We start from the raw sequence: 22,749 nt of genomic DNA on the forward strand, positions 1-22,749 counted from the left end.
AATGATGAATTTTTTATCCTACAAGAATCAAATGATTTGAATAAACTTGCAAGTTTATATATATTTTTTTTTGATTATTTCCTAAATGAACTTATTATTATACATAATAATACAATATTTTTTATTCTCAACTAACTCCTATTGATTTATAACTTTTTCTTTTTTTTATTAAAAGTTTACTTTAACTCTATAAGAAATAATCACTGGATTTATTTTTTAGAGAAAAATATAAATGCAGATATATCTTATTATAAAACCAGAATTTTATCTATTTATTACTATATACTAAAGAATTATAAAATTATTTATAATATATAAAAATTACATATTTTGGATAAAGATATATTGTTCCATTTATAACATATAAATTGTTATATATAACTAAATTACACGATTTTTTTTTTTAAAAAAAAATATATGATATTTGATATTAATCTGTTAAATAAAAGCTATGATCGTTTTAAAGAATTCACTTTAAATTCCAGAATTTTTAGATATGATCAGTTAATAAGTCACTTAGATTTTTGTCAAAAGGTTTCTGAAGTAAACTCTATAGGTTTTTCAGTGGAAAAAAGACAAATATTTAAGCTTAGTTTAGGCAAAGGTCAAAAAAAAATTTTCATTTGGTCTCAAATGCATGGTAATGAATCAACTGGATCTTTGGCTATGTTCGATGTATGGAAATTCTTATCCCAAGATTATTCTCTTTCCCTGTTTATTAGGGATAAACTTAAGATCTCTTTTATTCCCATGCTTAATCCTGATGGAGCCGAGAAATTTAAGCGTCGTAATGCTATCAATATTGATTTAAACCGAGATGCTTGTGCCTTAGCTTGTCCCGAGACAAAAATTCTTTTTCAACAAGTATTAGATTCTTCTCCAAAATTCTTATTTAATTTACATGATCAACGAAGCCTTTTTCATGTAGGAGCTACTTCAAAACCAGCAGTACTTTCTTTTTTAGCACCTTCTGAGGATTTTTCTCGCACCCTTACCCAAGGAAGGAAAGAGACTATGGGACTTATTGCTTCTATAGCTATATCTCTTCAGAGTATTTTACCAGGAATGATAGGACGTTATACTGATGAATTTTATCCCACAGCTACTGGAGATTATTTTCAACAAATAGGATACCCTTGTGTGCTTTTCGAAGCGGGATACCATTACAAGGATATGCAAAAACAAAAAGCGCGTAAATATAATGCTCTAGCTATTTTAGCAGGACTTTATTCCCTTGCTCATTCAGATAGTTTTGTGTCCCTTTACAAAGATTACTTTGCTATCCCAGCAAATAATCATAATTTATTAGATATAATATACAGAGGAATTCAATTAAAAAAAAATGGCATCGCTATTCAGGCTGATATCGGAATTATCTCTCAAGAAGTTTATGATAAAACTAATAATAGTCTTGTAATTGAAGAATATATCGTACAAATAGGCGATCTAAGTCATTTTTTTGCTCGAGAAGAAATTTTTGCTCAAGGAAAAATTTACTTAGGGGAAAATAAAAAAACTTATCCTGAACTTGGAGAAAAAGTTAATTTTAAACTTGTTTCAATAGGATGAAAGATCATTTTTAACCCCAAATTCTTTTTTTTTATAAAATGTTTATTACATTTGAGATACAGTTAAAATATTTAAGTTTATTTTGAGTTTTTTTTTAGGCATAAAAAAAAAATTACTTTTGTATCCCCTCCTCCTCTCCTATAGGGATAATTATCGTGATTTTTTATAAATGTATTTGATAAAAGGAATTTTAGTTTTTTTATGGCGTTTATGGTTCATAGTAATTAACATTATTTTAGTCCCTTTTTTAGGAATAATATCCGTTCTTTTCCTTTTTAAGGAAAAACATTATCCTTTAGCTTATCGTTTACATCGTATTTGGGGAATTTGCAATCTTTGGCTTATGGGTATAGTTTATAAAATTGAAAAACAAACCTGTATTGATAAATATCAACCTTATGTTATCCTAAGTAACCACAGTTCAGTTATGGATATTATGTTACTTTACGCTCTTATAGACTGGTCTCCAATGGTTTTTATAGGAAAAATTGAGCTTTCAAAAATTCCAGTTTTTGGTTATGTGTATGCAAAAAGTAATATTCTTGTAGATAGGAAAAGTCATTTTAGCGGTATAAGAGCTTTAAAAGAAGCTAAAAGAAGGATTGATTTAGGCTATAACATTTGTATATTTCCCGAAGGAAGGGTGTCTAATAATTATAATTCATTAGCGAGTTTTAAAGATGGTGCATTCGCCTTAGCTATAGAAAAACAAGTCCCTTTATTGATTTTTAGTATTTATGGAATAGCACAAAGATTCCCTCATTGTTTTTTTAAAGGAGGTCCTGGTAGAGTATATATTCAGAGACATGAGCCTATTTTAACTCAAGGAATGACTCTGTTAGATAAAATCTCTTTAAAAAATAGATGTTATCAACTTATTAAAACCCAGTTGAGGAATTTTGCTCAAAAAAAATAATATTCTTTGAACCCTTATAAAAAAACTCTTCCGTTAATACATATCTATTCAGATGGATCTTCCAGAGGTAATCCAGGTACAGGGGGCTATTGTTTAATTATGAAGATGCCTGATAATGGCTATCAAAAACTATTTTCCGAGGCTTTTCGTTTTACCACTAACAATCGTATGGAACTATGGGGTATCATTTCGGGATTAACATATCTTAAAAAGAAATCACGAGTAGTAATTTTTACCGATTCAAAATATGTAAGCCAATCAGTTAACAAATCCTGGGTTTTTTCTTGGGAAAAATCTAATTTTAAAGGGAAAAAAAATTCTGATTTATGGCGACGGTTTCTTAAACTTTATTTTTTACATCAAATATCTTTTAAATGGATTAAGGGCCATAATAATCATCCTGAAAATGAAAAATGTGATTATATTTCTACTCAAGCAGCTAAAAATGGCCCTTTCAAAATAGATGATATTTACGAGCATTCCCAAATATTAAAACAAGATATATTCTTTTCCTATAAAGGGAAAGATATTCCTTAATGCAGAAATTGTTTTTTTCTATTACTTAGATAAAGCTATAATTTTCACAATGTATATCATCCTGTTCTATATAAAACTGTACACGGTCTTTATAGTTTAAATATCGGTAATTATAATAAGGGAGGTCTGATTTTAATAATCTATAATTATTTTTCTTATACATCAATAAATTATTATATTATGATAATATTCTGATATTATAAAGTATTTTTTTTTTAAAAAAGTTTAGAACATATATAGTAAACGTATAGTTTCATATTATTTTTTTTTTATAACTTGGCCTCCATATGTCTTAATCAATAAGCTTCAATTTATCGAAGACTTTATGAATTTAATAACTAGTAAAAAAAAAGAAATTTTTGAGAAATTTAGCCAATCGCCTCATAATACAGGTTCTGCTGAGGGGCAGGTTGCTCTTTTAACGTATCGTATAAAATATCTTACAGAACATCTCAAAAATCATAAAAAAGATCTCCACACTCAAAAGGCACTTCTTAATATGGTAGGTAAACGTCGTAGATTGATCAACTATATTAAAAATGTGGGTATAGATAATTATCGTAATCTTATAAAAGAGTTAGGCATAAGAAAATAGTCGAAGTATCTTAATTTTGAGCAGCAAAAAAAATGGGGGCAATAGGAAGTCCCCATTTTAGTTAGCAGATAAAAATATATTATAATGAGGTCATCAAATATTTTTTCAGAAAAAATAGTTCTGGAAAATCAACGTGATATCAGCATAGAGACAGGTCTTCTTGCTAGACAAGCTGATGGAGCTGTAGTGGTAAGAATGGGAGATACTATGCTTTTAGCAACGGTTGTAGCAGCTAGAGAAGTAAAAGAAAGAATAGATTTTTTACCTCTCACTGTTGACTACAGAGAAAAATATTCTGCTGGAGGCAAGATTCCTGGCGGTTTTATAAAACGAGAAGGGCGTCCTTCAGATGAAGAAGTCTTGACTATGCGCATTGTAGATCGTGTGTTGCGTCCTATGTTTCCAAAGGATTTCCATTCAGAAGTTCAGGTGATGATTTCTTTACTTTCTTATGACGATCAAGTTCTTCCTGATAGTTTAGCTGCTTTAGCCGCTTCAGCTGCAATTTCTATTTCAGATATCCCATTTAATGGCCCAATATCTGAGGTTCGTATTATACGTTTAGAAGGAAAGTTTATTATTAATCCTAGTTTAACCCAAATTCTGAGAGCAGATATAGATATGATCATAGGTGGCTCTGAAGAGTCTATTATTATGGTAGAAGGCGAAATGAGAGAGATTTCTGAAGAAGAAATGTTAAAAGCTATAGAATTAGCACATTGGGCTATAAAAAGACAGATAGAGGCTCAAATACGTTTAGTTTCAAAGATTAAAGGATCCTTCTTGAGAAGAAATTATACTCCCAATAAGCAAGATTCTGAAATTTATAAAAAGATTCATACAAGATTTTATGATAAACTTTATAAAGCTTCAAAATCTTATGTTGATAAAAAAAGACGTTCTGAATGTTATGAGGAAATTTTTAATGAAGTAAAAAATTTATTTTCTGAAGAAGATTATAAAGGAAAAGAAAGTATAATTTCCTATTACTACGCTGATGTTAAAAAAGAGGCCATTCGTAGATTATTAATTGATGAAAACTTACGTTTGGATGGGCGTTCTTCAACACAAATTCGTCCTATATGTATTCACGTAGATTATCTTCCCGGTGTACATGGATCAGCTTTATTTACAAGGGGTGAAACTCAATCACTCGCTACAGTCACGTTAGGCTCTTCTATAGACGCTAATCGTATAGATAATGCTATTAAAGCTGAACAGGAAAAATTCTATTTACATTATAATTTCCCTCCTTTTTCTACCGGAGAAGTTAGACCTTTGAAAGGCATCTCGCGTCGTGAGATTGGGCATGGGAATTTAGCACAGCGTGCACTAAAAAATAGTATTCCCTCAAATACGCCTTACACTATTCGTGTAGTATCTGATATTCTTGAATCTAATGGATCTTCTTCTATGGCAACGATTTGCGCTGGAACTCTTGCGCTTATGGATTCAGGAATATCCATTACAAGTCCAGTTTCAGGTATTGCTATGGGGTTAATTATAGATAAAAAAACGAATAAAGAGGTAATTCTTTCAGATATTTTGGGCGATGAAGACTACATTGGTGATATGGATTTTAAAATTGCAGGAACGGAGAAAGGAATTACTGCGTGTCAAATGGACATTAAAATAGAGGGCATTTCTTTTGAAGTACTAAAGAAGGCATTGATGCAAGCTTATCATGGACGCATACATATTTTAAAAGAAATGCTAAAAACTCTATCTCAATCTAGAACGTCTATAAAGCCCAATGCTCCTAAAATGGACCTTATTACTATTCCAAAAGAATTTATAGGTGCAGTTATTGGCCCTGGAGGGAAGATTATACAAGAAATTCAGACAGATACTGACACTATAATTGCCATTGAAGAGAAAGGAGCATTAGGAATTGTAGAAATTTTAGGTAAGGATCAGAAAAAAATATATCAAGCACTACAGCGTATTAAAGATATTACTTTTATTCCTGAGATAGGAGGAATATATGAAGCAAAGGTTAAATCAATTAAGGAATTTGGTGCGTTTGTTGAAATAGTTCCTGGAAAAGACTATTTGCTTCACATTTCAGAAATTAATTGGGAACATCTCAACAAAGTTGAAGATGTTCTAAAAATAGGGGACAAAATACAAGTTAAACTTATGGGTATAGACGAACGAAACGGCAAAATGAAAATATCTAGAAAAGTACTTTTATCTCGTTCTAGAGAACATAAATAAGTTTAATATTTTTTACGCATTTTTCCAGTGAAATTTCTTATTATCTTAGTATTAAGTTTTTATTGAATAATATCATTTTATGAGACAGCTTAAAATTACTAAACAAGTTACTAATCGAGAAACACCTTCGTTAGATAAATATCTTCATGAAATTGGGAAAGAGTCCTTATTGACTCCCGAAGAAGAAGTAGAACTCGCCCGACGTATTAAAGAAGGAGACGAGATAGCTCTAAATAAGTTGGTAAAAGCTAATTTACGTTTTGTAGTATCTGTTAGTAAACAATATCAGAATCAGGGATTAAGTCTTGGAGATCTTATTAATGAGGGAAATTTAGGCCTTATAAAGGCGGCGAAACGGTTTGACCCTACCAAGGGGTTTAAATTTATTTCATACGCAGTCTGGTGGTGTCGTCAATCTATTATGCAAGCTATTGCTGAATGTTCTCGAATGGTCCGACTCCCTATGAATAAATGTGCTTTAATGAGTAAAGTAAATAAAACTTCTGCACAACTTGAACAGAAGTACGAACGGACCCCATCGGCACAGGAAATTGGGGATATGCTAGATATGAACGAAGACGATGTAAAAGAATCTATAAAAAATTCTTCAAGATATTTCTCTATGGATGCTCCCTTAGTCCCAGGAGAAGATTCTAATTTATATGATGTAGTTCGATATGGTGAGTCACCTCGTCCTGATGAATCTTTGATTCAAGAGTCTTTACGTATTGATATATTACGACTTATGAGTAATCTTTCATATCGTGAACGGGATATTACTGAAAAATGTTTTGGCTTAGATGGTAAGCCGCCTCGCACTCTAGAAGAAATAGGCCAGGAGCATAATCTTACTAGAGAGCGTGTACGTCAAATTAAGGATAAAGCTTGTAGAAAGCTTCGTCATAGTTCTCGTAGTCGAATCCTAAAAGCTTATCTTGATATATATAGTGAATAAAACTTCTAGAGTTTTATATAAAAAAAAGGTTAGAATAGTAGGGTAGTTTAATTATTCCTTTAGAATATAATTAGAATTATACTGAAAGATTTCAAGTAATTACTTTAAAGTAGAGTATGAAATAATATGGTAAGTCTTTTTTGTAAGATCAAATTTTCTGTTGAAAAATTTTTATAAAACTCTATTATTTTTTGATAAAAATTGTAGTTATAAAACATAGAGTAACACGTTATCAACGTATAATTATTTTATAATGTGATAAAAAATATTATTTTAAAAGAACTTTTATCATGCGAGGGGTCCCTTGCGAATCGTTTTTTAGTTCGATATTTTTATATCCTATTTTCTTAAGAAGACTAAGGCTCTCATTTAGTAAATATTGATTGATTTCAAAATAAAGTACTCCTTGTTCGGAGAGTTTATTTATACCCCAACAGGCAATTTTTTCATAAAAAATCAAAGGCTGCTCCTCAGTTACAAAAAGAGCTATTAAAGGTTCATATTTTAATACATTTTTAGCCATTAGTTTTTTCTCACAGGGGCGTATGTAGGGGGGATTGCTTACTATGATATCAAATAAAGGCAATTCTTCAGAAAATTTTTCTAAAATATTTATCTGATAAAAATGTACAAATATATTATTCAACCGAGCGTTTTCTTGCGCACATTTGAGTGCTGCTAAAGAGGAATCTAAAGCATATATATCCGACTCTGGAAGTTCTTTTTTCAAACTTAAAGCTATACATCCACTCCCAGTACCTATATCTAAAATGCGTAGTCTAGATATTCTAGGAGTTGTCATAAGTATCCAATGAACAAGCTCTTCGGTTTCTGGGCGAGGAATTAGCACATTTTTATTTAATCTAAGATTTAAGTTAAAAAAAAATGTGCTTCCTAATATATATTGTATAGGTTTATAATTTTTTAATTCATTTAATAAATATTTAAATTTTTTATTTTGAGTAAATGAAATAACTTTTTTTTCAATTAAAGATAGATGAACTTTAGTCTTACTACATGACAATATATGCATAGCTATTAAAAAAAATATTTGTTCACGTTCCCTAATTTCAGGGTAATTTTTTTGTAGCTCTTCTTTATATATGTATTGCCATTCTATAAGTTTTTTAGATTTTTTCATTAGATAAAAATAGGGTTAAAAAAATCATTTCTATAAATTTTTTAGATTTTTTCATTATAATTATACATAAATAATACTATTTATATATAATATTTAATTATTTTATTTATGGTAACGTTCGTAATTATGCTTAAATAAAATCCAGATTTATTTATAAAATAACTCTATCTTATCTATTTTATGTCTAATCTAACTTTTTGCTTATTTATTATAATAAGCACTCTATATTAGAGCCTCATATACAGGCTAAAAGTGATAATTTTAAATAGGAAGCAAGAAAATTAATTTATTATTTTTTAGTAGAATTCAAGAAGATTTTGGGTGTATTCTATTAAAGAATTTAATTTAGTTAGTTTGATTAGATCAAAATTTATGAATTTTTTAACTCATATTAAAAAAAATACAAATTTGATTATTCCCATAGCTTTAGGTCAGTTAGGTCAAATTAGTCTGAATATTGTCGATAATATTATGGTTGGATCACTTGGGAATAAGGCTTTGGGTGCTGTAGCTTTAACTAACTCAGTATTTCTTATAGCCATGGTTTTTGGTATAGGCATGGCCTCCTCTCTTTCTCCTTTAATCGTCGAAGTAGATACCCAAAATAATAAAAGAGAAGGTATCATCATTTTAACCCATGGATTGGTTATCAGTTTTTTTCTTTCTTTATCGATGTATTTGATTATTTGTCTGTTTATTCCTATTCTTCCCTTTTTAGATCAACCTAAAGATATCATTTATGAAGCTCGTCCTTTTTTAAATATTATCTCCTTATCGCTTATTCCGTGGATGCTCGCTGAATTTTTGCGTAAATTTTCTGAAGGCCTCTCTTTAACCACTCCTGGTATGATAGTTACTTGGATATCTGTTTTAATTAATATTATTTTAAATTATATACTTATATATGGTTATTGTGGCTTACAAAAGTTTGGCATTATCGGAGCAGCTTATTCTACTCTAATTGCACGTATTGTCTTACTTATTGGTATGATATTTCTTCTTAAGAAATCTCCAATAGTACTTGAATACTATAGAGAATTAAAACCTATCATTTTTCAAAAAAAATATTTCAAAAAAATACTCTCTTTGGGGATACCTTCTGGGTTACAAATGTTTTTTGAAGTAAGTGCCTTTGGGGTAGCTTCTTTTATAATAGGGATATCAGGAGCCAAAGAACTGGCTGCCCATCAAATAAATATGAACTTAACCTCAGCCACTTATATGCTTTCAGTAGGTTTTTCTGTTGCAGCTACTATACGCATAGGCAATCAAAAAGCTCTAAAAAATTATATTGAACTTAAAAAAGCTGGCTGGTCAGTCTTTTTTATGAGTATTATTTTTATGACCACTTGCGGAGTTATATTTATACTTTTACGTCACTTTCTTCCATATATTTTTATTAAAAAAAAGAGTATAGAAACGGCTTGTATAGTTTCAGACTTAATTGTTGTAGCAGCACTATTACAGTTTTTCGATAGTATACAAAGTGTAGCTTTAGGTGCGCTTAGGGGGTTACAGGACGTAAAAATACCTATGTGGTTAACTTTTTTTGTTTATTGGATAGTAGCAATACCTTTAGCTTGGTATTTTTCTATTCAAAGAAATATGGGAGCCTTTGGTGTATGGATTGGGTTAGGGATTGGGCTTGCCTTATCTGCTTTTTTATTGATTATGCGTTTTAAATATAAAAGTAATACTCTTCTGAGAAGTTTATGTATAAATATCTAAGTCTTTTAAAATAATAACCTAATTGAAAAGTAATTTTTTTTTATTAAATTCATGCTCAATTTTTTCTTCTGAAAACAGCGCTCCTTTTGATATAATTTACCTTTTTCCATACAGACATAGTCTAAGTCTGAATTAGAAACCAACTACTACTTATGAATAAATTCACCGAAATAGGATTGATCCCTCAAATCATTAGTGCTCTTGATGAATTGGGGTTTCAATTGCCTACTGCTGTGCAAAAAAAATCGATACCTTATCTATTACATTCTCAAGGCGATCTAGTTGCATTAGCACAGACGGGAACTGGTAAAACCGCTGCGTTTGGGTTGCCGCTCATACAAAAAATATTGCCAGATAAAAGTGAGCCTCAAGCTCTTGTTCTTTGTCCTACTAGAGAATTATGTTTGCAAATTACACAAGATTTTCAACGGTTTTCTAAATATCTTTCTTATATTAAAATTACTCCGATTTATGGAGGAGCTAACATAGATGTTCAAATTAAAGCATTACAAAAAGGATCACAAATTATAATCAGCACTCCCGGAAGGCTAGTAGATTTGATTCAGCGTAAAAAAATAAAACTATCTAGTATTCGCTATTTAATTCTTGATGAAGCTGACGAAATGCTCAATATGGGGTTTAAGGAGGAATTAGATAATATTATTCATGAACTCCCTTCTGAACGACAGACTTTGTTATTTTCAGCTACTATGTCTAGTGAGATGAATAAAATTGCAAATGACTATCTTAATGATCCTTTCGAAATAAGCACAGGGAAACGTAATGTGGGATCAGATGATGTAAGACATGTTTATTATATGGTAAATAGCCAAAATAGGTATCTAGCTCTTAAACGTATTATTGATATAAATCCAGATATCTACGGTATAGTTTTCTGTCGTACTCGAAGAGAAACTAAAGAAGTAGCTGATCATTTGATTAGAGATGGTTATAATGCCGATGTTCTTTATGGAGATCTCTCACAAGCACAAAGAGAGACAGTTATGGAGCGATTTAGAGAAAAGCGTTTACAATTACTCGTAGCTACGGATGTAGCTGCCCGAGGATTAGATATAAATAATATAACACATGTGATTAATTATAATCTTCCTGACGATAATGAGACTTATTTACATCGCAGTGGACGCACGGGCCGTGCTGGGAATCATGGAATATCTATATGTATTATACAATTTAGAGAACGCAGGCGTTTAAAAGAAGTAGAGCAAAAAATAGGCAAAACATTTAAACATATTAATATACCTACAGGTCGGGAAATATGCGAAAAACAGTTATTTCATCTTATTAATAAAACTACTAAAGTGATAGTAGATGATCATTCTATAGAGAGTTATTTGCCTATTATCTATGAAAAACTTTCGGGATTTGATCGTCAAGAACTTATTAAACGGTTTGCTTCAGTGGAATTTAACCGTTTTCTTTCCTATTACAAAAATGCTAGAGATATTAATTTATCACCTGACTTTAGGTCTACCGAACGTAGAGTTCATAAACGTAATTCTGAAAAGTTATGTTTTTCAAAAGTTTCTATTAACATAGGCACTAAAGATGGGTTAACTAAACTTAACCTTATAAGCCTTATTAATAAGGCTACTCGTACACGAAATATAGATATTGGGAACATTCAAGTTTTAGATAAAAATTCTTTTTTTGAAATCGATAGCAATTATCAGCAAAAAGTAATATCTAGTCTTAATAAAATCGTATATCAAGGTAAATATCTGTCAGCACAACTTAAAAATAAAGATGATTCTTCCATAAGCTTCAAAAAAAAAAAGAATACGTTATTCAGGAAGCAAATCAAGAACCTATGAACTAAAATGTATGTGTAATGATTTTTTAAAAGATTAAAGTATTCTTAATTAAAACTGCATTTTCTTAAGATTTTGAATTTTTATATATGGCGGGAAATACTTTTGGAAAGCTTTTTAAGCTTACTAGTTTTGGAGAGAGTCATGGATCGGCTATAGGGGGCGTTATAGATGGTTGTCCTGCCGGAATTCATTTAGATTTTCAACAAATCCAGCGCGAGCTTGATCGTCGTCGTCCAGGTCAATCTAATATTGTAACTCAACGTAAAGAACCTGATAGGGTAAATTTTTTATCAGGAATTTTTGAGGGTATTACAACTGGGACTTCTATAGGCTTTATCATTTACAATGAAGATCATAAATCTCAGGATTATAATCATATTAAAGATTCTTATCGCCCTTCACATGCAGACTTTACTTATGATAAAAAGTATGGTATAAGAGATCATAGGGGAGGAGGACGTTCATCAGCTCGCGAAACAGTTGCTAGGGTAGTTGCAGGTGCCATTGCGAAGCAGCTGCTTAATAATATACAAATTTGTGCTTTTGTCTCTTCTGTAGGCGAGATTAATTTAAAAAAATCTTATAAAGAATTAGATCTTTCACGTGTTGAAGATACACCTGTACGTTGCCCTGATGCTAATATTGCCTCAGAAATGATAAATCTTATCAGAAAAATTAGAAAGGAAGGAGATACTATAGGGGGCATTATAAGTTGTATAATTAAAAATGTTCCTGCAGGATTAGGTGAGCCTGTTTTTGATAAACTTCATGCTGATTTAGGAAAGGCTATGCTTTCTATTAATGCTGTTAAGGGCTTTGAATATGGTAGTGGTTTTTATGGAGTGCAAATGCGAGGTTCTACGCATAATGATATTTTCCATAGTGAAGAAACCACTACAAATTTTTCAGGAGGTATACAAGGAGGTATTTCTAATGGAATGGATATTTATTTCCGTGTAGCTTTTAAACCCGTAGCTACTATTATGCGTTCACAAAATAGTATTAACCGTTATGGGAATAAAGTTTTTATTGAAGGGAAAGGCAGACATGACCCTTGCGTTGTACCTAGAGCTGTACCTATCGTAGAAGCTATGGCAGCTCTTGTACTAGCAGATTACTGGCTTTTTAATAAAATTTCTAGAATTTAATATATTAAGAGTTTTTATATAGAGGAGGGGGGGGGGATACATAGTTAATCTTATTTCTTAATAAGACCTATAACTATATGATCTAAAAACTTATAGATGGCATGTTATAAAGTATTTTATTATATACCTAAAGGTAAAAGTCTTTTAGATTCCCCTTATAAAGAATGTATAGATTTCATATTAATATTTTTTTGCTATGGAAAGAGATTAAAGGTCTTTAATAGTAAAATATAAAAGTAAATTTCATCTAAATAATTTGAGGATTTATAAATAATAGGGATGTCCCGAACACTTATTGCAATTATAGGTCCTACTGCTATTGGAAAGACCGCTACTTCTTTAGTCCTAGCTAAAAATATAGCCAGTGAGATTATATCTTGTGATGCTCGACAATTTTACAGAGAACTTAAAATAGGAGCATGTCCTCCAAATAGAGATAGTCTTAAGAAAATTAAACATCATTTTATTGGACATTTAAGCATTCATCAAAAATATACAGCTGGGGATTTCCAGGTGGATGCTTTAAAAAAATTAGAAAAACTCTTTATTCGATATTCAGAAGTTATCATGGTAGGTGGATCTGGGCTTTATGAGAGAGCGCTTACTAAAGGGTTAGATATCTTTCCAAGGGTGCCTGTAGAAATTACAAAGGCATTACATGAAATTCTTAAAAAAGAAGGACTTAGACCTCTGCAAATAGAACTTGAGAGATTAGATCCATTTTATTATCAACAAATAGATATCAATAATCCTCATAGAATTATTAGAGCTCTTAGCGTAATTCGCTCGAGTGATCAGATATTCTCATCCTTTATTAAGGGACTAAAGATCAAACGCGATTTTCGCATAATAAAGATTGGATTACATATACCTCGTGAACAACTTTACTTACAAATTAATAGACGTGTAGATAAAATGCTTGAACAAGGATTTTTGGAAGAGGCTAAAAAATATCATCCTTATAAACATTTAAATGCCTTACAAACTGTGGGTTATAAAGAACTATTTGCTTATCTAGAGGGGTTAAATACAATGGAAAATACAGTTGAGGAGATTAAAAAAAATACCCGTCGCTACGCTAAAAGACAGCTTACATGGTATCGAAAAGATCAACAAATAAACTGGTTTTCTCCTGGAGAAGATGATAAAATTTTAGCTTTTATTATTAAAAATCTTAAAGAGAGAAAAAATTATTAATAATTTTGACATAGTATCTTATACTTTATATATGGTATAACCTTTGTTAATTTCTTTAAAGGATATAAAAACAAAAAATTATAAATATGGCTAGTGGAACTATTAATGTTACAGCGGAGAATATATTCCCAATTATCAAAAAATTTCTTTATTCAGATCATGAAATTTTTTTGAGAGAACTTATCTCTAACGCTACAGATGCCACTCTTAAACTTAAAACCCTTGCTCAAATAGGAGAGGCTAGTGAATGTACAGAGGATTTAAAAATCGAAATTAAAATCGATAAAGAAAGGAATACTTTGCATATCATCGATCAGGGAATAGGAATGACAGGGGAGGAAATAGAAAAATATATCAATCAAATAGCTTTTTCTGGAGCTGAAGAATTTGTCGAAAAATATAAAGATAAAAGCGATAAAACACAAGGTATTATTGGACATTTTGGTCTTGGCTTTTATTCAGCTTTTATGGTATCTAACAAAGTAGAAATTTTAAGTAAATCTTATAAAAAAAGTTCTCCAGTATATTGGAGTTGCGATGGTTCTCCAGAATTTACACTCAAGGAAACTATCGATAAAAAAGAACGTGGTACTGAAGTGATTTTGCATCTTAATCAAGATAGTAAAGAATTTACCCAAGAGTATCGAATTCAAGAGTTACTTAATAAGTATTGTAAATTCATGCCCGTACCTATTAAATTTGGTGAAAGAGAAGAAACAAAAAAAATAGAGGATAATAAAGAAGAAAAAATAAAGGTAGATCATATCATTAATGATCCTATGCCTGCTTGGATTAAAAAACCAGCTGAACTAAAACAGGAAGATTATAAAAATTTCTATCGTTCTCTTTATCCTATGCAATTTGAGGATCCTTTATTTTGGATTCATCTAAATATAGATCATCCTTTTCATCTAACGGGAATTCTTTATTTTCCAAGATTGAAAAACCAAATTGAGATTCAAAAAGATAAAATTCAACTTTATCAAAATCAAGTTTTTGTAACAGATAATGTAGAAGGTATAGTTCCGGAATTTTTACATTTGCTCCGTGGCGTTATAGACTCTCCAGACATTCCCTTAAATGTATCCAGATCTTATTTACAGGCGGATGCTGCGGTAAAAAAAATATCAAGTTATATAACTCGTAAAGTAGCTGACAAATTAGAAAATCTTTTTAAGAATGATCGTAAAGATTTTGAAGAAAAATGGGAAGATAGTAAGATCATCATACAATATGGAATGCTAAGTGAAGATAAATTTTTTGAAAAAGCTCAAAAATTTGCTTTGTATCCTAGTGTGGATAGTCATTATTTCACTTTTGATGAGTTTACTGAAAAAATTAAATCTTCTCAAAGAGATAAAGATAATAAGCTTATATATTTATACGCTTCAAATAAAGAAGCGCAATACAGCTATATTCAAAGTGCTAAGGCTAAAGGATATGAAATTTTGGTCTTAAACAGTCCATTAATTCCACATTTGATTCAAAAATTAGAAAGAACACATAAAGATATTTCTTTTGTTCGTGTAGATTCAGACTCTATAGATAAGCTGATTAAAAAAGAAGAAAACACTTCATCAAAACTTTCTGAAAATGAAAAAGAAGATCTTAAAAAACTTCTTGAAGAAAATATAGATCAAAATAAATTCACTCTAGTATTGGAAAATTTATCTAGCGATGATACTCCTTTTATTATTACCATTCCAGAGTTCATGCGTCGTATGAAAGAGATGAGTCAAACAGGCGGCGGAACGCTAGGGATGAGTGAACTTCCTAAGTTATATAATCTAATCGTTAACACTAATCATAAGCTAATCATAAAAATATTAGATCAAAAAGATCATAATAATAGAAAAAAGATGATTAATAACGCTCTTGAACTCGCTATGATTTCCCAAAATTTACTTCATGGAGAAGCTTTAAACAAATTTATTTTACGTTCATTTGAACAAATGCTTTCTTAGTTTAAGATAAGAATTACTACAAAAGGCCTAAAAAGGCCTTTTGTAGTAATTCTTATCTTAAACTAAGAAAAACTAAAATTTTCCACTTATTAAAAGTTAACACTTACGTTTAAATGGATTGATATATTTAAATCTGATAACTTAATCGTGTGAAGATGGTTGGGATGTATTCTCCTTTTTATTTCTCCTAAATCTTACGATACCTATCATCATTATCAACATAGATCCCAAAATAACGATCAATAAAGTATTTTCTTTTACTAGTAAAAAATCAAGATGATTACGAGTATTTAAATGTTCGTAAAATTGTAAAAACAATAAAATACTAATTAATCCTCTTGGAGATATAAAGAATTCTGGTGTTATTTCGAAACGTTGTGTAAAAATTAGATAAAGCCCTCTAGTAGCAAAAATAATCAATAAAATAGCGCTACCATATAAGTAGGCATCTAAATGAGTAAGTCGTTCAAGATTAATTGAAAAACCAAAAAATAAAAAGAAAAAAGTACGAATTAAAAAAGCGCTTTCAGCGGTTAATACAAAAAATTGCTGTAAATCCTCTTGTGCCTTTTCAATAGGTATATATCTCCTTATATTATGAGGAATAACCCGTTGGGTATTTTTTAGGAATAATCCAAAGAAAAATATAATGATTAAAGTAGGTAAATGATAATATTTCCCTATAAGGGAGGTAAGAACAAGAATTGAAAGAATAAGAAAAAATTTTACATGATGGTTAATTCTATCTATTAACTTTAGTAAAAGATAAGTTATTACTAATGATGCGATAAATACCAGAAAAATATCTAATCCTAGTTGTCCAAGGGAACTAATATTTATACTATCATTACTAAGAATAAAATTAAATATAATTATTCCCCAGATATCTGAAAAAGTTGATTCATAGATAATGAATTCTTTTTTTGATCTTTTTAAAACGCTTACACTCGGAATAGCCACTGCGCTGCTAATGACTCCAAAAGGCACAGAATGTTGTATGCATACTAGAAAAGGAACTTTATAGTCTGAAAATAAGTAAAAAGCATATGCTATAATTAAAGAAGTTAAAATCAAGATTATTAAAGCTGCTAAAAGACTTCGTAGGATAAGTCCTCTTTTTTTAGAAGTTATTTTTAATTCAAGAGCGCTTTCAAGAACTATTAATATTAAGCCTATATTCCCTAGAATGGGTAAAATTTCTTTCATAAAAGGTTCTGGAACTTCATAATTAAAAGATTTAGCTAAAGCTTTAAGAATCATACCTGATAATATCAATAAAATCACCGAAGGAAACTTAGTTTTCCGCGCTACCATATCAAAAAGATACGAAGCAATGATAAGTAAACAGAAGATAGATATCAATGTGCTGTAATTCATATAATCGTATTATAGAATAACGAAATTAACCCATATTAGTTACATTTGAATAACTAAAATCTTATATGATAAAAGATCAAGAACAAGTTATATTAGTAGATATTAATGATCAGCTTATTGGCTTTATGGAAAAATTCCAAGCCCATAAAATGGGGAGGTTACACAGGGCTGTTTCTGTATTTATTTTTAATGATAAAGGTCATTTAATGATACAACAACGTGCTTTTAAAAAATACCATTCAGCTTTGCTATGGACCAATACTACTTGTAGTCATCCACATAAGGGGGAAAATACTAAAACAGCAGTTCACCGACGATTAAAAGAGGAAATGGGTTTTGATTGTCTCTTGTATAAGAAATTTTGCTTTACCTATAAAGCTATTTTTGGAAATGGGATTATAGAACATGAATTTGATCATGTTTTTATTGGGAATTATAACGATGTTCCTGCATTAAATGACCATGAAGTTGCTGCCTGGAAATGGATTGATATATATGAACTGCAAAAATCAGTTAAGATATTCCCTAACAATTATACGGTATGGCTTAAAATTATTTTAGAGAAATATATAAAGGAATTAATTATGTAAACCTATAGAAATTATAACAAAGCATATCTCTATTCTTTATTTAAATAATAAGGACTCTTATAAAAACGGTAAAAATCATATATTATTATTGTGAACATATTTTTTTAGTAAAAATATAGTCTTATAACAAAAGTGAAAAATATTAAAAAAATATTTTATAAAATTCCATTGACAAATATAGCTTATGATGGAAGAAGATATATAGGTAAAACAAAAGATCATTATGTGATCTTTGTAAAAAATACTGTTCCAGGCGATATTATCGATGTAGAAGTCCAAAAAAAACCGTTTTTATGAAGGATTAGTTTTATGTTTTCATAAATTATCTCAAGAGCGTATAACATCAAAATGCATCCATTTTGGCATATGTGGTGATTGTAAATGGCAATATTTAAAGTATACAACTCAGTTATTTTTCAAACAAAAGCAAGTTAATGATCATTTTAAACGTATTGCAGGGTTTAATTATCCTAAAGTTTTACCTGTTTTAGTTTCTCAGGATCACTATGGTTATCGCAATAAAATGGAATTTTCTTTCTTTGCTGTACACTGGCTAAGTCCAGAGAAAAAAGTTAAAAGGATGGCATAAATATTTTTGATAAACGTTCATTAGGTCCCCATATTAACGGTAGATGGGATAAAGTGCTTGATCTAAAAGAATGTCATTTACATGCCAAAGTTTCCGAAGAAATTAGGAAGGCAGTTAAATATTATACTATGCAAGCGCAATTGTCTTTTTATAATTTTAAGAAAAAAGGGTTCTTAAAAAATCTTATGATTCATCATACATCTATAGGTGAAGTTATGACATTGTTGCAATTTCTTAATGAGAATAAAGAAAAACGCGAAGCATTACTTTGTTTTTTTAAAACAAAAATTTCCTAATATTAAGTTCCTTATTATATGTTGTTAACGATAAGCCTAGTGATGCTATTTATGATCTTAAATGCACTGTTTTACGGTCGTTCATCTTATTCATATGAGATTCTTGGACATATATGTTTTAAAATAGATGCTAAGTCTTTTCCCCAAATTCATTCAAGTCAAGCCTTACGGCTATTCGAAATAGTAAGAGATTATACTAAGTTAAATGGTGAGGAAATTGTTTTTTTTATACCGGGATAGGAGCTATAGCTCAGTTTATTACCGCAAATGCTAAAAGAGTTATAGGTATTGAAGAAGTGCCTTAAGCCATTGATAAGTATAAAGAAAATGCAGCACTCAACAATATTAAAAATTGTCATTTTTTTTATGGGGATATAAAAGATATTTTTAATTATGATTTTGTTTCTCAACATGGTAACCCTCATTTAATTATTACAAATCCGCCCCTTAAAGGGTATGCATAGAAAAGTCATTGAACAAATACTAAAAATTATGCCAAAAAAGATCATATATATTGGTTGTAAATCAGCTACTCAGGCTAGAGATACAGCTTTCATCAAGGATTTTCATAAAATAGTAAAAATACAACCTATAGATATATTCCCTAATACACAGTATATAGAAAATGTGGTATTATTAGAAACAAATAATTAACTATTTCTTTATAAAGTTTCCCTAAATGAGTTATAAAAAAAAAATAGGGATTATAACCTTTTTATAAGAAATAGTTTATACTAAGTGGTTCTTCTAGTATGACCAATATAAATTTGCCTTGGCCTTCCTATAGGTTCAATGTTAAGTCGCATTTCTTTCCAGTGGGCTATCCATCCAGGTAATCTGCCTATAGCGAACATTACAGTAAACATTTCATTAGGGATTCCCATAGCTCGGTAAATGATTCCTGAATAAAAATCTACATTTGGATAGAGTTTACGTTCAATAAAATAATCATCTTTTAAAGCAATATCCTCTAGTTTCATAGCTAAGTCTAATAATGGATCATTAATGCCTAATTGATTAAGAACTTCTTTAGTATATTTCTTGATGATTTTTGCACGTGGATCAAAATTCCGATAAATTCTATGTCCAAATCCCATCATTCGAAAAGGATCGTTTTTATTCTTAGCTTTTTCAATCCATTTTTTTAAGTTACCTCCATCTTTAGAAATGATTTCAAGCATTTCTATAACTGCTTGATTAGCTCCTCCGTGTAAGCGTCCCCATAAAGCGCTTACTCCAGAAGATACCGAAGCAAACAAACCTGCCTGTGCCGAACCTACCAAACGTACAGTAGAGGTCGAGCAGTTTTGTTCATGATCAGCATGAAGAATTAAAAGTTTATCTAGTGCCTTACTAATAATAGGGTTAATTTCATAAGTCTCTGTAGGTAGAGAAAAGAGCATTTTCAACAAATTTGAAGAATAATCTAGTTGATTATCAGGATATGTATGAATAAGGCCCTGGCGTTTTCTATAAGTCCAGGCAGCGAGTACTGGGAACTTCGCTAACAATTTTAATAAAGATTTTTCGAGTTCTTCGCTACAATGAATATTTATCTCATCGGGGTTAAAGGCAGTTAAAGCGCAAGTAAGTGAACAAAGTATTCCCATAGGGTGAGCGGAACGTGGAAATCCATCTAAGATCTTAAAAAGTTCTTCGTTAACTAATTGAAATTTAGCAATTTCTAACTGAAATTTTTTTGCCTGTTCTACAGTAGGCAATTCCCCTTGAATTAATAAATGACAAACATCTAAGAAAGTGCATTTTTCCGCTAGTTCTTCTATAGGATACCCCCTATATAGCAATTCCCCTTTTTCTCCGTCAAGAAAGGTAATAGCACTTTTTGTAGAACCAGTATTTCTAAACCCAGAATCTAAAGTAATATAGCCTGTTTCAACGCGAAGACGATTAATATCTAAAGCCTTGTCGCCTAAACTTCCTTCAATAATAGGCAGATTATAATTCTTGCCTTCAATAGAAATAATAGAGTTTTGCTGCATGATTAAAAACTTATTTCTTATAAACTATAAATTTATATATCTTTTTTAGATAAAATTATTTTTTTACTAGAATTTTATGCTATATTTTATAGTTGTTCCCTGATATGTCTACGATATACATTTCTAAGTTACCACATACATTAGGAATTTAGGTTATCTTAGTAAAAATTTTTTGCCGTGTCTTATAATTTACTGAAAGGGAAAAAGGGCATTATTTTCGGAGCTTTAGATGAAAATTCTATCTCCTGGAAGTTAGCTGAGCGAGCTCATCAAAATGGCGCTTCTTTTGTTTTAAGTAATGCCCCTGTAGCTATACGTATGGGAAAAATTCAAAAACTTGCTGAAAATACTAATGCTATTATTATTTCAGCTGATGCTACTTCTATGAAAGATATTACTAAACTTTTTGAACAGACCCTCGAGTACTTTGGTGGAAAAATAGATTTTATTCTACATTCTATAGGCATGTCTATAAATATACGTAAAGGTCGAAGATATACTGATTCTCAATATGATTGGTTACAAAAAGGGTGGGATATTTCAGCTGTTTCTTTTCATAAGATAATGAAGGCTGCCTGGGATAAGGAAGCTATCAATGAATGGGGATCTATTGTGGCTCTTACTTATATAGCAGCTCAGCGTGTTTTTCCTGATTATAATGATATGGCTGATCACAAAGCTTATTTGGAAAGCATTGCTCGAAGCTTTGGTTATCACTGGGCAAAGAAATATAAAGTCCGCGTTAACACAGTTTCACAGTCACCTACCCCTACTAAGGCAGGTGAGGCAATTAAATTATTCAGTGCTTTTATGAAATATGCTCAGAGTATTTCTCCTCTAGGAAATACTAGCGCTTATCAATGCGCTGATTATATAGTTACCCTTTTCTCTGATCTAACTCGGGGGGTAACTATGCAAAATCTTTATCATGATGGAGGATTCTCAGCTACTGGAGTAAGTGAAGCTGTTCTAGAAAAATTCATATCTAAATAATAAAAAATCTTTAATGAAAAAACGAATTGCCCCTTCGCTTTTATCAGCAGATTTTTCTCAATTATTATCTGTCATAGAGTTAATTAATCAAAGTCAAGCGGACTGGCTTCACCTAGATGTAATGGATGGCTCTTTTGTCCCAAATATTTCCTTTGGGATGTCTATAATTAAAACTGTTAAAAAATATACTCAAAAACCCTTAGATGTCCATTTAATGATTGTAGACCCTGAACGTTATATTAATGATTTTAAAATTTCGGGCGCTGATATTTTATCAGTGCATTATGAGGCTTGTAATCATTTACATAAAACGATTTTTCAGATAAAAGAGACTGGCATGAAAGCAGGAGTAGCAATTAACCCAGATACTCCAGTCTGTTTACTTAAAGATATTATTAAAGAAATAGATCTTTTAGTACTAATGAGCGTAAATCCAGGTTTTGGAGGTCAAAAATTCATTGAACAAACCATGGAGAAACTTCTTAAAGCTCGAGCACTTATCTCTGAAAAAAAAGCTTCTGTCCTTATAGAAATTGACGGAGGAATAAATCAAGAAAATGCCACTAAACTTTTCGACATAGGAGCTGATGTCCTTGTAGCTGGTAATTATATTTTTAATTCCCCTGATCCTTTAGAAAGGATTTACCAAATGAAAAAATAAACGTTTTTTTTAACTAGTTTAAAAACTCTTAAATATGTTGTTTTATAGCAATTTTACATATTTTTCCTTTTGTCTAATTTTCATATGTATTTCTAACTGCATTCAAATATCAAGTATGCTACTAAAGAGCAGATTTTTTACCTGCTTCATTAATAAACTTACTAAAATTAGTATTAGGGAAAAAACAACTGTATCCGATAGTAAACGAAGATATATAAACGGTCGATTATAGATATGACAAATTTGAGCGATGGAGACTGCTTACATTTTCCACATACAATCGCTTTGAGAAAGTACTTTCTAATTTTTATTACTTGCTTAAGTATTGATATAAATGTATCTCCGGTACATATAAGTCCTAAAAAAAAAATCGCAATCCTATATATTTCCCTATTCTCATAGCCTGATTTACAAAGTTAGGATCTGATTTAAAAAATATAG

At 30.4% G+C, this 22,749-nt stretch carries 21 protein-coding genes; 18 read left to right on the plus strand and 3 right to left on the minus strand.

The features are described from left to right. Window positions 1-417: 417 nt before the first annotated feature. The 6 genes from ACUBP5_RS02510 (at window position 418) to ACUBP5_RS02535 (ending at window position 6,789) form a co-directional block, all read left to right on the plus strand. Complete coding sequence (locus tag ACUBP5_RS02510; RefSeq protein ID WP_482168079.1) at window positions 418-1,569, plus strand: M14 family zinc carboxypeptidase; 1,152 nt, start codon at window positions 418-420, stop codon at window positions 1,567-1,569. Between the two features lie 169 nt (window positions 1,570-1,738). Then, the gene (locus ACUBP5_RS02515) at window positions 1,739-2,485 is read left to right on the plus strand and encodes a lysophospholipid acyltransferase family protein (RefSeq protein ID WP_482168080.1); all 747 of its coding nucleotides are present in this window, start codon (window positions 1,739-1,741) and stop codon (window positions 2,483-2,485) included. A gap of 6 nt (window positions 2,486-2,491) precedes the next feature. Next, window positions 2,492-3,022 (plus strand): ribonuclease H family protein, encoded by a 531-nt coding sequence (locus ACUBP5_RS02520; RefSeq protein ID WP_482168081.1) that lies wholly within the window; start codon window positions 2,492-2,494, stop codon window positions 3,020-3,022. Window positions 3,023-3,347: 325 nt separating this feature from the next. Continuing rightward, the gene (rpsO, locus tag ACUBP5_RS02525) at window positions 3,348-3,617 is read left to right on the plus strand and encodes a 30S ribosomal protein S15 (RefSeq protein ID WP_482168082.1); all 270 of its coding nucleotides are present in this window, start codon (window positions 3,348-3,350) and stop codon (window positions 3,615-3,617) included. 84 nt (window positions 3,618-3,701) lie between these two features. Further along, window positions 3,702-5,834, plus strand: a complete 2,133-nt coding sequence (pnp, locus tag ACUBP5_RS02530) for a polyribonucleotide nucleotidyltransferase (protein ID WP_482168083.1) — start codon at window positions 3,702-3,704, stop codon at window positions 5,832-5,834. A 79-nt stretch (window positions 5,835-5,913) separates the two neighbouring features. Next, the gene (locus ACUBP5_RS02535) at window positions 5,914-6,789 is read left to right on the plus strand and encodes a sigma-70 family RNA polymerase sigma factor (RefSeq protein ID WP_482168084.1); all 876 of its coding nucleotides are present in this window, start codon (window positions 5,914-5,916) and stop codon (window positions 6,787-6,789) included. Between the two features lie 268 nt (window positions 6,790-7,057). Here the strand turns inward: ACUBP5_RS02535 and prmC are convergent, their stop codons facing one another. Next, window positions 7,058-7,930, minus strand: coding sequence for a peptide chain release factor N(5)-glutamine methyltransferase (gene prmC / locus ACUBP5_RS02540; protein WP_482168085.1), 873 nt, complete (start codon window positions 7,928-7,930; stop codon window positions 7,058-7,060). Window positions 7,931-8,302: 372 nt separating this feature from the next. Between prmC and ACUBP5_RS02545 the strand changes: the two genes are divergently transcribed. The 5 genes from ACUBP5_RS02545 to htpG all read left to right on the plus strand — a co-directional run bounded on the left by ACUBP5_RS02545 (window position 8,303) and on the right by htpG (window position 15,802). Beyond that, entirely contained in the window at window positions 8,303-9,658 is a 1,356-nt protein-coding gene (locus ACUBP5_RS02545; protein ID WP_482168086.1) for an MATE family efflux transporter, read from the plus strand. A 152-nt stretch (window positions 9,659-9,810) separates the two neighbouring features. Then, entirely contained in the window at window positions 9,811-11,493 is a 1,683-nt protein-coding gene (locus ACUBP5_RS02550; protein ID WP_482168087.1) for a DEAD/DEAH box helicase, read from the plus strand. Window positions 11,494-11,579: 86 nt separating this feature from the next. Continuing rightward, window positions 11,580-12,641 (plus strand): chorismate synthase, encoded by a 1,062-nt coding sequence (aroC, locus tag ACUBP5_RS02555; protein ID WP_482168088.1) that lies wholly within the window; start codon window positions 11,580-11,582, stop codon window positions 12,639-12,641. 279 nt (window positions 12,642-12,920) lie between these two features. Then, window positions 12,921-13,838: a tRNA (adenosine(37)-N6)-dimethylallyltransferase MiaA gene (miaA, locus tag ACUBP5_RS02560; protein ID WP_482168089.1), complete on the plus strand. Its 918-nt coding sequence runs from the start codon at window positions 12,921-12,923 to the stop codon at window positions 13,836-13,838. Between the two features lie 86 nt (window positions 13,839-13,924). Further along, the gene (gene htpG / locus ACUBP5_RS02565) at window positions 13,925-15,802 is read left to right on the plus strand and encodes a molecular chaperone HtpG (protein WP_482168090.1); all 1,878 of its coding nucleotides are present in this window, start codon (window positions 13,925-13,927) and stop codon (window positions 15,800-15,802) included. Window positions 15,803-15,943: 141 nt separating this feature from the next. Here htpG and ACUBP5_RS02570 read toward each other — a convergent pair whose 3' ends face one another. Beyond that, window positions 15,944-17,179, minus strand: a complete 1,236-nt coding sequence (locus tag ACUBP5_RS02570) for a cation:proton antiporter (RefSeq protein ID WP_482168091.1) — start codon at window positions 17,177-17,179, stop codon at window positions 15,944-15,946. Window positions 17,180-17,244: 65 nt separating this feature from the next. Between ACUBP5_RS02570 and idi the strand changes: the two genes are divergently transcribed. From idi to ACUBP5_RS02595, 5 genes are all read left to right on the plus strand, one after another. After that, window positions 17,245-17,769 (plus strand): isopentenyl-diphosphate Delta-isomerase, encoded by a 525-nt coding sequence (gene idi, locus ACUBP5_RS02575; RefSeq protein ID WP_482168092.1) that lies wholly within the window; start codon window positions 17,245-17,247, stop codon window positions 17,767-17,769. 132 nt (window positions 17,770-17,901) lie between these two features. Further along, window positions 17,902-18,066 carry a TRAM domain-containing protein gene (locus ACUBP5_RS02580; protein WP_482168093.1) on the plus strand — a complete coding sequence of 55 codons (165 nt, stop codon included), beginning with the start codon at window positions 17,902-17,904 and terminating at the stop codon, window positions 18,064-18,066. 345 nt (window positions 18,067-18,411) lie between these two features. Further along, window positions 18,412-18,654, plus strand: coding sequence for a hypothetical protein (locus ACUBP5_RS02585; RefSeq protein WP_482168094.1), 243 nt, complete (start codon window positions 18,412-18,414; stop codon window positions 18,652-18,654). A gap of 51 nt (window positions 18,655-18,705) precedes the next feature. Further along, on the plus strand, window positions 18,706-18,894 hold the full coding sequence (locus ACUBP5_RS02590; protein WP_482168095.1) for a hypothetical protein: 189 nt from the start codon (window positions 18,706-18,708) through the stop codon (window positions 18,892-18,894). Between the two features lie 216 nt (window positions 18,895-19,110). Further along, the gene (locus tag ACUBP5_RS02595; protein WP_482168096.1) at window positions 19,111-19,308 is read left to right on the plus strand and encodes a hypothetical protein; all 198 of its coding nucleotides are present in this window, start codon (window positions 19,111-19,113) and stop codon (window positions 19,306-19,308) included. Window positions 19,309-19,388: 80 nt separating this feature from the next. Here the strand turns inward: ACUBP5_RS02595 and ACUBP5_RS02600 are convergent, their stop codons facing one another. Next, the gene (locus tag ACUBP5_RS02600) at window positions 19,389-20,654 is read right to left on the minus strand and encodes a citrate synthase (protein ID WP_482168097.1); all 1,266 of its coding nucleotides are present in this window, start codon (window positions 20,652-20,654) and stop codon (window positions 19,389-19,391) included. A gap of 177 nt (window positions 20,655-20,831) precedes the next feature. On the opposite strand from ACUBP5_RS02600, the gene ACUBP5_RS02605 reads away from it, so the two are divergent. Beyond that, window positions 20,832-21,647: an enoyl-ACP reductase FabI gene (locus ACUBP5_RS02605; protein ID WP_482168098.1), complete on the plus strand. Its 816-nt coding sequence runs from the start codon at window positions 20,832-20,834 to the stop codon at window positions 21,645-21,647. A gap of 13 nt (window positions 21,648-21,660) precedes the next feature. After that, window positions 21,661-22,308 (plus strand): ribulose-phosphate 3-epimerase, encoded by a 648-nt coding sequence (rpe, locus tag ACUBP5_RS02610; protein WP_482168099.1) that lies wholly within the window; start codon window positions 21,661-21,663, stop codon window positions 22,306-22,308. Window positions 22,309-22,749 lie beyond the last annotated feature (441 nt).

Source organism: Candidatus Insignibacter tubulum, assembly GCF_056790205.1.

Coding starts and splice junctions, on each gene's coding strand:
- ACUBP5_RS02600 (WP_482168097.1), bottom strand. CDS start 20,654: ATGCAGCAAAACTCTATTATTTCTATTGAAGGCAAGAATTATAATCTG.
- miaA (WP_482168089.1), top strand. CDS start 12,921: ATGTCCCGAACACTTATTGCAATTATAGGTCCTACTGCTATTGGAAAG.
- rpsO (WP_482168082.1), top strand. CDS start 3,348: ATGAATTTAATAACTAGTAAAAAAAAAGAAATTTTTGAGAAATTTAGC.
- prmC (WP_482168085.1), bottom strand. CDS start 7,930: ATGAAAAAATCTAAAAAACTTATAGAATGGCAATACATATATAAAGAA.
- ACUBP5_RS02595 (WP_482168096.1), top strand. CDS start 19,111: ATGCATAGAAAAGTCATTGAACAAATACTAAAAATTATGCCAAAAAAG.
- ACUBP5_RS02545 (WP_482168086.1), top strand. CDS start 8,303: ATGAATTTTTTAACTCATATTAAAAAAAATACAAATTTGATTATTCCC.
- ACUBP5_RS02570 (WP_482168091.1), bottom strand. CDS start 17,179: ATGAATTACAGCACATTGATATCTATCTTCTGTTTACTTATCATTGCT.
- ACUBP5_RS02510 (WP_482168079.1), top strand. CDS start 418: ATGATATTTGATATTAATCTGTTAAATAAAAGCTATGATCGTTTTAAA.
- idi (WP_482168092.1), top strand. CDS start 17,245: ATGATAAAAGATCAAGAACAAGTTATATTAGTAGATATTAATGATCAG.
- ACUBP5_RS02535 (WP_482168084.1), top strand. CDS start 5,914: ATGAGACAGCTTAAAATTACTAAACAAGTTACTAATCGAGAAACACCT.
- pnp (WP_482168083.1), top strand. CDS start 3,702: ATGAGGTCATCAAATATTTTTTCAGAAAAAATAGTTCTGGAAAATCAA.
- ACUBP5_RS02590 (WP_482168095.1), top strand. CDS start 18,706: ATGATCTTAAATGCACTGTTTTACGGTCGTTCATCTTATTCATATGAG.
- ACUBP5_RS02550 (WP_482168087.1), top strand. CDS start 9,811: ATGAATAAATTCACCGAAATAGGATTGATCCCTCAAATCATTAGTGCT.
- aroC (WP_482168088.1), top strand. CDS start 11,580: ATGGCGGGAAATACTTTTGGAAAGCTTTTTAAGCTTACTAGTTTTGGA.
- rpe (WP_482168099.1), top strand. CDS start 21,661: ATGAAAAAACGAATTGCCCCTTCGCTTTTATCAGCAGATTTTTCTCAA.
- htpG (WP_482168090.1), top strand. CDS start 13,925: ATGGCTAGTGGAACTATTAATGTTACAGCGGAGAATATATTCCCAATT.
- ACUBP5_RS02515 (WP_482168080.1), top strand. CDS start 1,739: ATGTATTTGATAAAAGGAATTTTAGTTTTTTTATGGCGTTTATGGTTC.